17 protein-coding genes are annotated in these 15396 nt (G+C 29.2%); 12 read left to right on the forward strand and 5 right to left on the reverse strand.

Annotated elements, in window-relative coordinates; genetic code table 11:
• Nucleotides 1-7 precede the first annotated feature (7 nt).
• From ppa to aspS, 3 genes are read right to left on the reverse strand one after another with little or no spacing between them, the layout of a single operon-like run.
• Nucleotides 8-526 carry an inorganic diphosphatase gene (gene ppa / locus L8X38_RS03365; protein WP_263661304.1) on the reverse strand — a complete coding sequence of 173 codons (519 nt, stop codon included), beginning with the start codon at nt 524-526 and terminating at the stop codon, nt 8-10.
• Nucleotides 527-536: 10 nt separating this feature from the next.
• Complete coding sequence (locus tag L8X38_RS03370) at nt 537-1109, reverse strand: adenylate kinase (RefSeq protein WP_220566653.1); 573 nt, start codon at nt 1107-1109, stop codon at nt 537-539.
• The gene (aspS, locus tag L8X38_RS03375) at nt 1106-2857 is read right to left on the reverse strand and encodes an aspartate--tRNA ligase (RefSeq protein WP_133319218.1); all 1752 of its coding nucleotides are present in this window, start codon (nt 2855-2857) and stop codon (nt 1106-1108) included. Before aspS ends, L8X38_RS03370 begins: the two co-directional genes overlap by 4 nt.
• An 85-nt stretch (nt 2858-2942) precedes the next feature.
• Here aspS and L8X38_RS03380 point away from each other — a divergent pair, with 85 nt between their 5' ends.
• The 12 genes from L8X38_RS03380 to mrdA all read left to right on the forward strand — a co-directional run bounded on the left by L8X38_RS03380 (nt 2943) and on the right by mrdA (nt 13648).
• A complete protein-coding gene (locus L8X38_RS03380; protein WP_263659604.1) occupies nt 2943-3773 on the forward strand; it encodes an NAD(+)/NADH kinase in 831 nt (276 codons plus the stop codon).
• The gene (locus L8X38_RS03385; RefSeq protein ID WP_263660277.1) at nt 3773-5287 is read left to right on the forward strand and encodes an AAA family ATPase; all 1515 of its coding nucleotides are present in this window, start codon (nt 3773-3775) and stop codon (nt 5285-5287) included. The genes L8X38_RS03380 and L8X38_RS03385 overlap by 1 nt, the downstream gene beginning before the upstream one ends.
• A 67-nt stretch (nt 5288-5354) precedes the next feature.
• Nucleotides 5355-6599: a diguanylate cyclase gene (locus tag L8X38_RS03390; protein ID WP_263661305.1), complete on the forward strand. Its 1245-nt coding sequence runs from the start codon at nt 5355-5357 to the stop codon at nt 6597-6599.
• Complete coding sequence (locus tag L8X38_RS03395) at nt 6590-7387, forward strand: TatD family hydrolase (RefSeq protein WP_263661306.1); 798 nt, start codon at nt 6590-6592, stop codon at nt 7385-7387. Before L8X38_RS03390 ends, L8X38_RS03395 begins: the two co-directional genes overlap by 10 nt.
• The gene (locus tag L8X38_RS03400; RefSeq protein ID WP_263661307.1) at nt 7387-8538 is read left to right on the forward strand and encodes a lytic transglycosylase domain-containing protein; all 1152 of its coding nucleotides are present in this window, start codon (nt 7387-7389) and stop codon (nt 8536-8538) included. Before L8X38_RS03395 ends, L8X38_RS03400 begins: the two co-directional genes overlap by 1 nt.
• Nucleotides 8474-9313: a septal ring lytic transglycosylase RlpA family protein gene (locus tag L8X38_RS03405; RefSeq protein ID WP_133319212.1), complete on the forward strand. Its 840-nt coding sequence runs from the start codon at nt 8474-8476 to the stop codon at nt 9311-9313. The genes L8X38_RS03400 and L8X38_RS03405 overlap by 65 nt, the downstream gene beginning before the upstream one ends.
• Before the next feature lie 4 nt (nt 9314-9317).
• Nucleotides 9318-9806, forward strand: a complete 489-nt coding sequence (locus L8X38_RS03410) for an HAD hydrolase family protein (protein ID WP_133319211.1) — start codon at nt 9318-9320, stop codon at nt 9804-9806.
• Nucleotides 9797-10303: a hypothetical protein gene (locus L8X38_RS03415; RefSeq protein ID WP_263659606.1), complete on the forward strand. Its 507-nt coding sequence runs from the start codon at nt 9797-9799 to the stop codon at nt 10301-10303. The genes L8X38_RS03410 and L8X38_RS03415 overlap by 10 nt, the downstream gene beginning before the upstream one ends.
• Nucleotides 10285-10743: a lipopolysaccharide transport periplasmic protein LptA gene (lptA, locus tag L8X38_RS03420; RefSeq protein WP_133319209.1), complete on the forward strand. Its 459-nt coding sequence runs from the start codon at nt 10285-10287 to the stop codon at nt 10741-10743. Before L8X38_RS03415 ends, lptA begins: the two co-directional genes overlap by 19 nt.
• Entirely contained in the window at nt 10740-11339 is a 600-nt protein-coding gene (gene yihA, locus L8X38_RS03425; RefSeq protein ID WP_133319208.1) for a ribosome biogenesis GTP-binding protein YihA/YsxC, read from the forward strand. The genes lptA and yihA overlap by 4 nt, the downstream gene beginning before the upstream one ends.
• Nucleotides 11329-11820: a hypothetical protein gene (locus tag L8X38_RS03430; RefSeq protein WP_263661308.1), complete on the forward strand. Its 492-nt coding sequence runs from the start codon at nt 11329-11331 to the stop codon at nt 11818-11820. The genes yihA and L8X38_RS03430 overlap by 11 nt, the downstream gene beginning before the upstream one ends.
• Before the next feature lies 1 nt (nt 11821).
• Entirely contained in the window at nt 11822-13648 is a 1827-nt protein-coding gene (gene mrdA / locus L8X38_RS03435; protein WP_133319206.1) for a penicillin-binding protein 2, read from the forward strand.
• On the opposite strand, the gene queA is transcribed toward mrdA, so the two are convergent.
• Nucleotides 13641-14669, reverse strand: a complete 1029-nt coding sequence (gene queA, locus L8X38_RS03440; protein ID WP_263661309.1) for a tRNA preQ1(34) S-adenosylmethionine ribosyltransferase-isomerase QueA — start codon at nt 14667-14669, stop codon at nt 13641-13643. The two genes, mrdA and queA, sit on opposite strands and share 8 nt — an antisense overlap.
• Nucleotides 14656-15396, reverse strand: coding sequence for a twin-arginine translocase subunit TatC (tatC, locus tag L8X38_RS03445; RefSeq protein ID WP_133319204.1), 741 nt, complete (start codon nt 15394-15396; stop codon nt 14656-14658). The genes queA and tatC overlap by 14 nt, the downstream gene beginning before the upstream one ends.

The following is a 15396-nucleotide window of genomic DNA, read 5'->3' on the forward strand; positions in this document are numbered from 1 at the left end:
ACTTTGATTATTTATAATTTTTAATAGAATTTTCTAAAATTTCACTTGCTTTTTCAATACCTGCAAATTCTTTTACTTTTACCCATTTGTTTGGCTCAAGCATTTTATATGTTTCAAAGAAATTTTTGATTTTATCTAGGCTTGCTTTTGGTAAATCATCTAAACATTTAATATTACCATATCTTGGATCTATTTTACTTACAGGAACAGCAAGTAATTTTTCATCCATACCGCTTTCATCTTCCATTAATAATACCCCTATTAAACGACAAGGAATCACAGCTCCTGCTTGAATAGGGTATTCATTTAATACTAAAACATCAATAGGATCGCCATCATCTGCAAGAGTATTTGGTATAAAACCATAGTTTGCTGGATAAAACATAGCTGAATACATCACGCGATCAACCATGATGGCTCCGCTTTCTTTGTCAAGTTCGTATTTAATGTTTGATCCATAAGGAATTTCAATAACTGCATTAAGTTTATTTGGTACTTCTCCAACTTTGATTTTGCTAATATCCATTTTTTATCCTTTATTTTAATAAATCATTGATTAAATTTTTCATATCAGCTACGATAGCTTCAATACTTCTTTCACCATTGATTACATGGTGGATATTTTCTTTAGTATAAAAATTTGTTATTTCTTCTAAAGGTTCTAAATAAACTTTCATTCTATTATTAAAAACTTCTTCGTTATCATCAGCACCTCTAGCACGCCCTAAAACTCTTTCTCTAGCAACTTCTTCGCTAACTTTAACTTCTATCACACCTTTTAAAATTACTTCACTTTGATTTTTTAATACCTTATCAAACTCAAGCATTTGTTCAACACTTCTTGGATAACCATCTATTAATATAGTATTAGTTGGTGCATTTTTTAAAGCAGTGATGATAGTATTAACTACCACTTCCAAAGGAACCAAATTTCCTTTAGAAATAAAACTATCAATAGTCTTTCCAAGTTCGCTTCCACTAGCCACTTCTGCTCTTAGCAAATCACCTGTAGAATAATGAGTAATGCTCGCATCATCTGTAGCTATGATGCTTGCATCGGTTGTTTTACCACTACCTGGTGCACCTATGATTAAAAATAATTGTTTCATTTAGTATTCTCCCTTAATCTTATACCTAGTTCTCTCATTTGTTCATTGCTTACTTCGCTTGGAGCTTGAGTCATAAGACATTGCGCTCTTTGTGTTTTAGGAAATGCTATAACTTCTCTAATACTTGAAGATTTTGTTAAAAGCATGATAAGTCTATCAAGGCCTATTGCTATACCACCATGTGGTGGTGCTCCAAAACTTAATGCATCAAGTAAGAAGCCAAATTTCTTTCTTTGTTCTTCTTCATCAATATTTAAAAGCTTAAATACTTTTTGTTGGATAGGACTTTTGTGAATTCTTATACTACCGCCACCTAATTCTACACCATTTAACACTACATCATGTGCAATAGAATTAATTTCTTCTAAGTCTTGCTCATCAATATTTTTTGGCATAGTAAATGGATGGTGCATTGCAGAATAGCTTCCATCATCATTTTGCTCAAACATAGGAAAATCAATAACCCATAAGAATTCTAATTTATCCTCATCGATAATTTTCATTTCATCAGCAAGGAATAATCTAAATCTGCCCATATAATCAAGCACAGTTTTTTTAATCCCTGCGCCAAAAAATACTACATCACCAACTTCTAATTCACATCTTTGGATTAAAGCATTTAAGTCCTCTTCGCTAAAGAATTTACAAAGTGGGCCTTTAGGACCATCTTCTTTCATTTGTATAAATGCAAGTCCTGCTGCTCCAAATTTACGCACAAATTCTTCAAATCTTTGCATTTGGCGTTTAGAAAAAATCGTATCGCCTTTTGGAACTCTTAAAGCTTTAATACGATTTTTCTTTGTATCTTTTGCAATATTTGCAAAAATTTCATTATTTGATTTTGCAAAAATATCAATCACATCAATAAATTTCATATCAAATCTTAAATCAGGCTTATCAGAGCCATAATTTTCCATAGCTTCCTTGTAACTCATTTGTCTAAAAGGTATGCTAATTTCTTTTCCGCAAGCTTTGAAAATATCTTTAAGTAAATTTTCTGCCATGGCTATGATATCTTTTTGCTCACAAAAACTCATTTCTATGTCTATTTGAGTAAATTCAGGTTGGCGATCTGCTCTTAAATCCTCATCTCTAAAACATTTTGCAATTTGAAAATATCTATCAAATCCTGAACACATTAAAAGTTGTTTGAAAAGTTGAGGGCTTTGAGGTAGGGCATAAAATTCACCTTGATGTACGCGTGATGGTACTAAATAATCCCTTGCGCCTTCTGGGGTAGCTTTGGTTAAAATAGGGGTTTCAACCTCTAAAAATCCCATTTTTGCTAAAGAATTTCTTGTTGCTATACAAGCAGTTGATCTTAGAGCAAAATTATCATAAAGTTTTTTGCTTCTTAAATCTAAAAATCTATATTTCAATCTTAATTCTTCATTTACACTTTCATCGCCTATAGCAAAAGGTACTACAGCACTTTCATTTTCAATAGTAAGTTTATTTATAACAACTTCTATTTCTCCGGTTTTTAATTTTGGATTTACAAGTCCTTCACCGCGTGGGCGAATTTTTCCTTGTGCTATTAAAACATATTCATTTCTTACTGATGAAGCTATATTATGTGCTTCTTGATTATCTGCTGGATCACATACTAATTGTATAAGTCCGCTACGATCTCTAAGATCGATAAAAATTACACCTCCATGATCACGGTAAGAATTTACCCAACCACATAATGTTACTTCCTCGCCAACATTTTGTATGTTAAGCTCTGTATTATAATGAGTTCTCAAAATTTTTCCTTAGCTTAATTTTGTTCAATTTTGTTATTATAGTATTTTATTCTTTTGCTTAGCTAAGTTTTGTTATAATTTTTTTATGAAAAAATGTATAAATATAGAAAAAATTCAAAAAGTAGGCTTATTTTGCAGGTTAAATACAAATTTAAATGAGCAAATTGCTTTTTTAAAAACAATTTTTTTGCAAAAAAATATAGAGCTTGTGCTATTAGATCAGAAAAAAAATAATCTTAAAGATTTACAGAAATTAGATTTTTTAATTTCTCTAGGTGGGGACGGCACGCTTTTGTCTTTATGTAGGCAAGCTTATCAAGCAAAAAAGCCTATTTTAGGGATAAATGCAGGAAATTTAGGTTTTTTAACTGCTTTTTCTTTTAATGAAGTAGAAAGTTTTTTTAAAGAGTTTTTTAAAAATGATTTTAAAATAGAAAAAGCTAAAATGCTTCAAATAACGCTTTGTAAAAAGAATAAAATCATTAAAAAATTTGCTTTTAATGACGCGGTTTTTTCTCGCGATAATGCTTTAATGGCAAATGTGGAAGTTTTTTTTGAAAATAAACTTTTTAATGCTTATTATGGAGATGGTTTGATTATAGCTAGTTCAAGTGGTTCAACTGCTTATAATATTAGCGCAGGTGGGCCTATAGTACATCCTTGGAGTGAAATTTTTGTTCTAACTCCGGTTTGTTCTCATTCTCTAACTCAAAGGCCTATAGTTTTGCCTTATGGTTTTGAGCTTGAGCTAAAAGTTGAGCATTGTTTGTTGTATTTAGACGGGCAAGAAGTGGTTGATCCTAAAGAATATGATAGAATTCTTATAGGGCTTAGCAAGAAAGAACTTAGTTTTATACATAAAAAAGATAGAGATTATTTCCAAGTTTTAAAAGAAAAGTTAAATTGGGGTAAGTGATGATAGAAAGTATTTTAATCAAAGAAAATTTAGGTTTTAAACAAGCAAAATTAGACTTAGAAGCGGGACTTACTGTCTTTACTGGTTTAAGTGGTGCTGGAAAGTCTGTGCTTTTTAAGGCTATTTTGGCAGCATTTGCTCTAAGTGAGAGTGAAGCTAAAATGGTGGAAGTTTTATTAAATGATGAGCTTGAATTAGATGAGTTTGGTATTGAAAATGAAGAATTAAATGTATTTAAACTTTTAAAAGATAAAAGCTCGCGTTATTTTGTCAATAATCAACTTATTTCAAAAAAGAATTTAGCCTTGCTTTCTAAGAAATTTGTAAAATATCTTTCAGCTAAGGAAAATAATGAGTTTTCAAATGAAAGATTTTTAAACTTACTTGATTTTATGCAATCAAAAGAAGATAAGAAATTTAAAGATTTTTTAAATGAATATAAAAATGTTTATAAAGAATATATAGAAAATAAAATTAAATTAGAAAAAATTCAAGAAGAAGAAAAAAAGGTAGAAGAATTAAAAGAATTTACAAGCTTTGAAATACAAAAAATCCAAAGTATTAACCCAAAAATAGGCGAATTTGATGAGTTGATGAGTTTAAAAAAAAGGCTTTCTAAAAAAGACAAAATTGATGCAGCTTGGAACAGGGCAAGCAAAATTTTTGAATTAGAATCAGCAGTGATTGAAGCTTTGCAAATTAGTGATGTTGATAGTTCATTTTTTTCAGAGTGTTTAAATGAACTAAGGGTGGTGTGGGAAAATCAAAGTTTTGATGATTTTGATTTTGATATAGAAGAAGTGCTTGATAGGATAGAAAAACTTTCTTCTTTGATTTCAAAATATGGAAGTATAGAAGAAGCTTTAGAAGCTTTAGAGAAGAAAAAAGCAGAATTAGCTCATTATGAAAATTTAAGTTTTGAAAAAAAAGAATTAGAAGAGAAAGTGCAAAATGCTAAAATACTTTTAGATGAGAAAAGCCAAAAATTAAGTACTTTGCGCAAAAAAAGATTAAAAGAGCTTGAGAAATTACTTAATTTTTATCTTGAAAAACTTTATATGAAAGAGATTAAATTAGAGCTTAAAGATTGTGCTTTGAGTATTTTAGGTAAAGATGAAGTGAATTTAAATATAAATGAAGCTAGTTTGAAAAATTTAAGCTCAGGTGAGATAAATCGTTTAAGACTTTCTTTTATTGCAACTGAATGTAATGTTACTAATAAAGCTAGTGGGATAATATTTTTAGATGAAATTGATGCAAATTTAAGTGGTAAAGAAGCAATGAGTATAGCTGAAGTTTTAAAAGAGCTTGCTAAGTTTTATCAAATTTTTGCAATTTCACACTTACCACAGCTTTCATCAAAAGCAAGCAATCACTTCCTAGTAGAAAAAATAGGAAATGAAAGTAAGGTAAGAAAGATAGAAAAAGAAGAAAGAGTAAAAGAACTTGCTAGAATGGTAAGCGGGGAAAATATTACCCAAGAAGCTTTAGAATTTACTAGAACTTTGCTTTAAAAACAAAAAGTAAATTTCAATATGATATAATTAGTTTTTTAAAATTATTTAAAGAGAGTGTTTTACCATGGAAGAAAAAATTTTAATCATTGATGATAATAAAATGCTAACTAAACTTTTAGCAAAAAAAGTAGAAAATACTTTAGGATTAAAGGTAGATGTTGCTTTTGATATGAATAGTGCAAAAGATTTATTGAAAAATGATTATTTTATGGCTTTTGTAGATCTTTGTTTACCAGATGCTCCTAATGGTGAAGTGGTTGATGTAGTTTTAGAAAAAAATATCCCCGCTATTGTTCTTACAGGAAGTAATGACGGACAAACTCGTAAAAAATTTATGGAAAAAGATATTATTAATTATATTCAAAAAGAAAGTGAAGATTGTATTAATGAAATGTTAAATTCTATTAGAATGCTTCAAAAAAATAATAAAACTAAGATAATTTTAGCAATTGCAAATGTAACTTTACGCGCAGAAATGAAGAAAAACTTAAACAATCAGCTTTTTAATGTTTTAGCAGCAGCTCATGGAGAAGAGGCACTAAGTTATTTAAGTGATCATCCTGATACAAAATTAGTAATTTGCGATGCTACTATGCCGGTAATTAATGGGGAAGATTTACTTGTAGAAATTCGCTCAAAATATTCTAAAATAGAACTTGGTGTGATTATGGTTGGGGATAAAGATGATGCATTAGAAGCAAGAGCTTTTAGAAAAGGTGTGAATGATTATGTGATTAGACCTTTCCAAAAAGAATCACTTAATTGTAGAGTAAATAATTGTTTAGATTATATGCAAAAATGTGTTTTGCTAGATGAGTATAGTTTAGGTAAAGATTTATTAACAGGACTTGATGATTATGCTACTTTTGAAAAAAGATTTTTAGATTATTTAGAAGATATACAAGAAAATGAAGAAATGGCGTTGGCTTTGATTGATATTGATAATCTTGCAACAATTAATTATGAATTAAGTTATGATTGCGGTGATGGAGTGATAAAATATACAGCCGAAAAGATTAAAGATCAAATTCGTGGTATGGATTTAGCTACTAGAATTGAAGATGGTAAATTCTACATTGCTTTAAAAAATATAAGCAATAAAGAGGCTTTAAAAGCTTTTTCAAATATAAGAGTTAATATTTCCAAAGAAAGCGTTTTGATAGCTTTAGACGAGGTTGATTATAGCATCTCTGTGGGGGTTGCTTTTGGTAGCAAAGGAAGCCAAATGCAAGATTTGCTCAATAACGCACAAAAGGCATTAGATTTAGCTAAGGCTAATGGAAAAAATAGGGTAGAGGTATGTTTTTAGATTGTGATTTTAGCGAAAAAATCATAGATACTCATTGTCATCTAGATAGTCAAGCTTATTTTGGATATTTAGATGAGATGTTAACGCATGCATTTGAAAATGGTGTAGATAAAATCATTATACCAGGTGCAGATATAAAAGATCTACCAAGAGCAAGAGAGATAGCACATACTTATAATAATGTGTATTTTTCTTGTGGGGTGCATCCTTATGATATAGATGATTTTGATTTAGAAGTTTTAAAAGAATTTATAGATGATAAAAAATGTATCGCAGTGGGTGAGTGTGGGCTTGATTATTATCGTTTAAATACTAATGATGATACTATCAAAACAAGACAAAAAGAAGTTTTTATAGCTCAAATACAACTAGCTATTGAATATAAAAAGCCATTGATTGTGCATGTGCGTGAAGCTAATGAAGACAGCTTTAATATTCTAAAAACATACTCAAAAGAATTACAAGGCGGTGTTTTGCATTGCTTTAATGCAAGCGAGCTTTTACTTCAACTAGCAGGTGAAGGATTTTATTTTGGTATAGGCGGGGTTTTAACTTTTAAAAATGCAAAAAAATTAGTGGAAATTTTACCTAAAATTCCAAAAGATAAACTTGTTTTGGAAACAGATGGGCCTTATTTAACTCCAGAACCACATCGTGGTAAAGTAAATGATCCTATTTTAACGCATTTTGTAGCACAAAAAATATCTGATCTTTTAAAATTATCTAAAGTTGAAGTAGTAAAACTTACGAATTTAAATGCTAATCGTTTGTTTTTTCAAGGTTTATAATGAAAAAAAACTTTATATTTTTTATATTAGTATTATTATGTTTACATGCTAAAGCCTTGCAGGTAACTCCTGAATATTATACTCAGCAAGCTCAAATTCTAAGAAATTTAGACATAGAAGCAAGCTATCTTAGTGATATGTTATTTTTAGAATTTAAAGAATCTTCTTTAAATATGCATTCTAAAACTTTAGTTGATACCATGAGAGAATTTTATAAAATCACTCCAATTATCCGTAAAATTTTAGAAAAAGAAAATATTCCTCAAGAATTTTTATATTTGGCAATTGTAGAATCTGGTTTAAAAATTCATAGTGTTTCTAGAACTAAAGCAGTAGGTGTTTGGCAGTTTATGAAGCCAACAGCACAAACTTTAGGTTTAAGAATAGATCCTTATGTTGATGAAAGAAGAGATTTAGTCAAATCAACTTATGCAGCCATTGCTTATTTAAAGCAATTAAAAGAGCAGTTTGGAAAATGGTATTTAGCAATTTTAGCTTATAATTGTGGTGATGGTAAATTACGCCAAGCTATAAAAAAAGCAAAAAGTGATGATTTAAGAATCTTGCTTGATCCTGATAAAAAATATTTACCATTGGAAACTAGAATTTTTATTAGAAAAATTCTTACTATGGCATTTTTGGCTAATAATAATGATTTTTTGATTTCACAAGATAGTGCTTTGCTTAATTATGCTCTATCGAGTGAAGTTAAAAAAATACCTGTTCCACCAAGTGTTTCTTTAAGAGAGCTTGCTAAAGTAGCTAAGATGTCTTATAATGAATTTAAGCGTTATAATCCACATTTTAATTATGACTTTACTCCGCCTGATAAAAAAGATTATTATATGTATATTCCTTTAAGCAAAAGTGTGGCTGTGGAAAATGCATTAGAGAATGTAAAGCTAGCTAAAGTGGATACAACTATTCTGCATACAAAAATTTATATAGTAAAAAAGGGTGATAGTCTTTATACTATTGCAAAAAAACATAAAATTAGTGTTGAAAGCATTAAAGAATATAATAAAATCAAAGGAAACTTGATTAATATTAATCAAAAACTTGTGTTAAAAATTAAGGAGAATAACAATGCAAAAATCAAAACTACTCAAAAATTACCAAAAAACTCTCATACAAAAGTCGTTAGTCGTTAGTTGTGTAGGGGTTTTATTTAGTGCTTGTAGTATGGTGCCTATTAGCACACCTACTGTGTATTATCCAGAAAGAGATTTTAAAAGTATAAAGCATAATAATACAGGCTTAAAAGGCACTATGAAACCTTATACTATTAATGGTAAAACATATTATCCAACCGTAGTAGAAGTAGGTGAGACTGCTGATGGTATAGCTAGTTGGTATGGACCGGGCTTTCATGGTAAAAAAACTTCCAATGGTGAAACTTATGATCAACATGCTTATACAGCAGCTCATAAAACTTTACCTATGAATACTATAGTAAAGGTAACTAATTTAAAAAATCATCGTCAAACTACCGTAAGAATAAATGATAGAGGACCTTTTGTAGCAGGTAGGATTATAGATTTATCTAATATGGCCGCAAGAGATATTGATATGATTCAAGCAGGAACAGCTCCTGTAAGACTTGAAGTAATTGGTTTTGGAACAAGTGCAAATTCAGGTTCAGTGCATACTAATTCTAATTTAGGTAGCAGTGGGGAGATTGCTGATAGTGGCCATATTTTCCAAGGTGGAGCTTTTATGGTGCAAATTGGGGCATTTAGAAATAAAAGTGGCGCAGAGTTAATAGCAAGTAGATATAAAAATTATAATTCTTATACTTCAACAATACAAACAAGTGCTAAAGATGGTTTACATAGAGTATTTTTAAAAGGCTTTAGAAGTGAGCAAGAAGCAAGGGATTTTGTTGATGGTGGTTCTTTTCCTGGTGCGTTTATAGTAAGAGAGTAAAATTATGATAGAGCTTATTTTTTTAGATGTAGATGGTTGTCTAACAGATGGTAAAATCATCTACACACAAAATTATGGTGAAATTAAAGAGTTTAATGTAAAAGATGGTGCAGCAATTGAGGCTTGGCAAAAGCTTGGCAAAAAAGTTGCTATTATTACAGGCAGGACTAGCGAATGTGTATATTTTAGAGCTAGAGATTTAAAAATTGATCTAGTATATCAAGGTATTAGTGATAAATTAACTTGCGCTAAAGAAATTTTAGAAAAATTAAATTTAGACTTTTCTCAATGTGCTGCTATTGGGGATTATTATAATGATATGAGTTTACTTGAAGCAGTTGCTTATAGTTTTAAACCAAAAGATGCACATAAGGCTTTAAAAACTGATAAAGTTTTAAATAGAAAAGGTGGCAATGGGGCGGTAAGTGAGATGATAGAAATTTTAATTGAACATAATAATATGCAAGCTCAATGGGATAAACTTTGGCGATAAAAATTTTTGCTATATTAATGAGTTTATTTGCCTTTGTTATGGTGATTTTAAGTACTCAAGATCCTTATTTGTTTGCAATAAAACCGCAAAAGGTAGATGTGGCAAATATGCAAGCTTTTGATGTGCTTGATTATGAGCTTAATACATCTGTTACAAAAGCTAGTTATCAAGCAAGTCGTTGGATAAAATACCAAGATAAAGATATTTTTGATGATTTTAAAGTGCAAGCACTTGATTATAATTTAAGTTCGGATTTATTAGTAAGAAATGATGAAAAATCCATTTTAGAAGGTAATGTAAGTTATTTTGATCAAAATCAAACTTCTATTTTTACTCAAAAAGCAATTTATGATATGAAAAATAAAATTTTATTTTCCAATGAAAAATTTAAGGCATATATAGGGTTGAATGAGGTTTTTGGGGATAATTTTTTATATGATGTAAATCAAAAAGAATTAAAAATTCAAGGAATAAAAGCATGGTTTTTAGAGCAATAATTTTTTTGTGTTTGTTAAATTTATTTGCATTTAGTGCTCAAAAAATAGAAGTTTATGCTAAAGATTTTTATTTGGATGAGAAAAATGAAACGAGCATATTAACCGGTGATGTGGAAGTAAAAAAAGGTAAAGATATTTTAAATTCGCAAAAATTAGTCATTTATATGAAAAATAAACAACCTATTAAGTATATAGCTACTAAAGATGCTAAATTTAAAATTATGATGAAAGATAAGATTTATCATGGAAGTGGTGATGAGTTTGTTTATAATGTAGCTAAAGATACATATGAAATTAATGGTAATGCAAAAATTATAGAAGTGCAGTCAAAAAAAGAGCTTATAGGTGATAAAATTATAGTAGATAGAAAAAATATGACTTATAGAGTAGTTAGTAAAGATAAAAAACCTGCTAAATTTGTATTTGAAGTAAAAGAATGATATTAAATGCTAAATTTTTAACTTCTGCTTCTAAAATAAATGAAGCTCCACAGCCTATATATACTGAAATTGCATTTTTAGGCCGCTCTAATGTAGGAAAAAGTTCTTTGATTAATACTCTTTGTAAGAATAAAAATTTAGCAAAAAGTTCTTCAACTCCAGGCAAAACCCAACTCATTAATTTTTTTGAAGTTGATTGTAAAAAAGATGAGGATAAATTTAAATTGATGTTTATCGATTTACCTGGTTTTGGCTATGCTAAAGTGAGCAAAAAAACTAAGGCTATTTGGAATAAAAATTTAGATGAGTTCTTAAAAGAGCGTAGTTCTATCAAACTTTTTATTCATCTAATAGATTCAAGACATGAAAATTTAGATATTGATGCAAATTTGGATTTGTATTTAGATTCTTTTATTAGAGCTGATCAAAAAAAAATAATAGTTTATACAAAAGCAGATAAGCTCAATCAAAGTCAAAAAGCAAAAATTTTAAATGTAAATAAAAATGCCATTTTAGTTTCAAATTTGAAAAAAAGTGGTATTGATAAATTAGAACAAAAAATTATTTTAGAGAGCTTAGGTTTTAATGAGGAGTAGAAATTTAGTAAAAAATAGATTTGATTTTTCTTATTTATTTTTTTATTTATCTTTGATTTTTTATCAAGTGCTAAGCTCTGTTTATTATTGGATGCCTCCTTTATTTGGCGTGTTTTTTTGTTATATGATAGTGCTTTTAAAAGAAAAAGAAAGAACTCTTAATAAGCTTGATTTTAGATGGTATTTTTCTTTGTTTTATCTTTTATTAATTGATATTATCCATGGATTTTATCTTTTTAGTTCTTGGATAGCTTTTTTCGTTTTTTATCATCTTTTTGTTGATTGGTTTAAAAGTAAATTAAAACTAGGCCATTATTTGCTCGTTATATTTACCTTTTGTGCTTATATTTTTATCTATCTTTTTGATGCATTTTTGGCATATTTAGATAATAGTCAAATTTTAAAATTTGGTATTGAATATCTATGGTTTTTTGTCGTTGAAGCTTTGATTTCTTTTGTTATTTTTAAAGGGAAAATCTAATATGCGTATGCGTTTGGTGATGGGATTTATAGCTTGTTTTTTTATACTTTTACTTGCTAGAGTGTATTATATAAGCATTAAATCTAATGTTTATTATGAAGAAATAGCTAAACAAAATGCCATTAAAACGCAATTTTTAGCACCTGTAAGAGGGCAAATTTTAGATGTTAAAGGCAGACCCTTAGCAGTAAATAAATTAGGTTTTTCAATCTCTATAAAGCCATATTTATATATAAAAAAGAAAAACAGAAATCTTTTAGAGCAGGAATTGCAGGTTATAGTAGATGCTTTTCCTGATTTAAACATAACTAAATTAAAACGAAATTATATAAAAGCAGATTCTTATTATAATCAAGATTATATAGAAGTAGTTCCATTTATAGAATATGATGCTATGATTAAGCATTTTACTAAGCTTAATTTGCGTGAAAATATGCAAGTTAAATCTACTACTCAAAGATTTTATCCTTATGATGCTTTAGCTAGCCATGTTATAGGTTATGTTGGAAAAGCAAATTTAAACGATATGAATGAAAATGAAATTGCAAGATTAACTAGCTATGTAGGGCGTAGCGGTATAGAGCGTTCTTATAATGAAATTTTGCAAGGTCAAAAGGGTGAAAAGGTTAGCAAAGTAAATGCATTAAATAAAGAGATAGAAGAACTTTCTTATAAAAAACCTACTTCAAGTAATATCACTTTAAGCATTGATCTTGATTTGCAAGAATACTTGGCTAGTATTTTTGAAAATTTAGCAGGCGCTGCTATAGTAATGGATGTAAAAAGTGGAGCTATTTTAGCAGCGGGTAGTTTTCCTGAATATAATCTCAATCCTTTTGTTACCGGTATTAGTCAAGAAGAATGGGATAAACTTTCTAATGATTTAAACCATCCTTTTACTAATAAACTCATTAATGGTCTTTATCCTCCAGGTTCAGTTATAAAAATGGGAACAGCTTTAGCATTTTTAGATAGTGGAAAAGTGAATGAAAATCATAAATATTTGTGTGATTCTAATTTTGAACTTGGTGGTAGAAAATTTAGATGTTGGAAGGCTATAGGTCATGGTTATGTAGATATGACAGATGCTATTAGAGAAAGCTGTGATGTATATTTTTATAAAGGAGCTTTGGAGGTTGGTATTGACATCATTAGTTCTGTTTTTGAAAGAATAGGTTTTGGTGCAAAAACAGGAGTAGATTTACCTAATGAATTTATAGGAACGGTTCCTAATAGAATTTGGAAAAAAGAAAAATACAATCAACCTTGGTATCAAGGTGAAACTTTAAATACAAGCATAGGTCAAGGTGATTTTCTTGCTACTCCTATGCAAGTGGCTAAATTTACAGCTATGATTGCTACGGCTAAAAATATCACACCGCATTTTTTACATAGCATTGATGATAATGTTACTAAGGTAAATTTTGACAATAATGAAAGTGTTTTTACGACTTTTGAATTATCAAAACTTCCACTTTTAAGGCGTGCGATGTATGAGGTGGCCAATGTTGATGGTGGAACTACAGCAAGATTTTTAAGAAATTCTCCTATTACTATAGCAGCCAAGACAGGAACAGCTCAAGTAGTTGGAATTTCCCAAAGTGAAAAAAAGCGTATTAAAGAAGAGGATTTAGAGTATTTTTTAAGATCTCATGCTTGGATTACTTCTTATGCGCCTTATGAAAAACCTCAATATGTAGTAGTAGTTTTAATCGAACATGGAAAAAGTGGTAGTAGCGCAGGCGGACCTGTACTTGCTAAAATTTATCAAAAACTTATAGATTTGGGTTATATTGATAAAAAATATATTAAGAAAAAAGCTAAATGATTAGCATTCCATCGCCATAAGAATAAAAACGATATTTGTTTTTTATAGCTTCATGGTAAAGTTCTAAAGTTTTTTCTCTGCCTATAAAAGAAGCCACAAGCATAATAAGAGTTGATTTTGGTAAATGAAAATTAGTGAGTAAAAAATCAAGTCTTTGTGGGGTATTTTGTGGGTGTAAAAACAAATCACAAAAACCTTCTTTTAATTTTTTTCTATGATAATACTCTATACAACGAGTAACTGTGGTGCCTACACCAAGTATTTTTTTAGAAGAATTAATCAAAGCACAAGTTTCATCATCAACATAGAAAAATTCTGAATGCATTTTATGCTCGCGTATATCTTCGCATTCTACACCTTTAAAAGTTCCCGCACCAACATGAAGTGTGATAGTATGGATATTATGATTTTTTTTAAGTTCTTTTATCATTGCTTCGTTAAAGTGCAAGCTTGCAGTGGGTGCAGCAACCGCACCTTGATTTTTGGCAAAAATGCTTTGATAGTTAATGTTATCTTGTGCTTCATCTGCTCTTTTAATATATGGTGGTAAAGGTATATGGCCTATTTTTTCTAAAATTTCAAAAACTTCATGATGATTGAATTTTTTTTCATCATTAAAAAATTCTACTTCTCTTGTGCCATCATCGTGTAATTTTTTGATTTTAGCTTTTAAAGAATTTTCAAAATATAAAATTTGTCCTTCTTTAACCTTACCACGAATTTGAACTAAAAAATCATTATTTTTTAAAGGGTGATTAATGAAAAGTTCTATTTTGCTACCACTTTCTTTAAATCCATAAATTCTTGCTTTTATTACTTTAGTGTCATTAAAGATAATTTCACAAGGTGGTAAAATTTTAGCTAAGTCCTTAAAATGTAAATGTAAAATTTGATCTTTACATCTTTCATAAACTAAAAGTTTAGCATTCTCCTTGGGTAAGATAGGAAAATTTGCTATAAGTTCATTAGGTAAATCATAATCATAACTAGAAAGCAAAAGATCTTTATCAATCGTTTTCATCATTTTCTTTTTGACTAGGATTAACTTTTTTGGCTATGTAAATAGAAATTCCATAAAGTCCGCACAAAGGAACGGCCATTAAAAATTGTGAGATTATATCGGGTGGTGTCATCATAGCTGAAAAAACAAAAATCACTAAAACTGAAACCCTAAAGTGTTTTTTTAAAAATGCATCATCAATAAGTCCAAGTTTGGCAAAGAAAAAGGTTATCACAGGCATTTCAAACGCTAAGCCAAAGGCAACTACAAGTTTAGTAAAAAATCCCACATACAAGCCTATGCTGATTAAAGGTTTAAAATCTTGAGTTTGCACCCCAAAATCAATTAAAAATTTAAAAGCCAAAGGTATGACTATATAATAACAAAACAAAGCTCCAAGCGCAAACATAATACTAGCAAAGCTTACAAAAGGCACTACTAATCTTTTTTCATTATCATAAAGTCCTGGTGCTACGAATTTCCAAAACTGCCAAAAAATAACCGGTAAAGAAATCAAAAAAGCTGTAAAAAATGAAACTTTCATTGCAGTAAATAAAGGCTCTTGTAATTCAACGAAAGTCATTTGTTTTGAAATTTCAGGTAAGGCTGCTTCAACGGGTGCTTTTAGTATATCTATAATATAACTATTAAAACTAAAGCATACAAAAAACATTACAACAACACAAGCTACGCTTATAAATAATCTTTTTCTAAGTTCTACTAAATGTGGTTTTAATTCTTCAAACAT

Source organism: Campylobacter sp. CNRCH_2014_2452, assembly GCF_025772865.1.
Lineage (GTDB): Bacteria > Campylobacterota > Campylobacteria > Campylobacterales > Campylobacteraceae > Campylobacter_D > Campylobacter_D lari_D.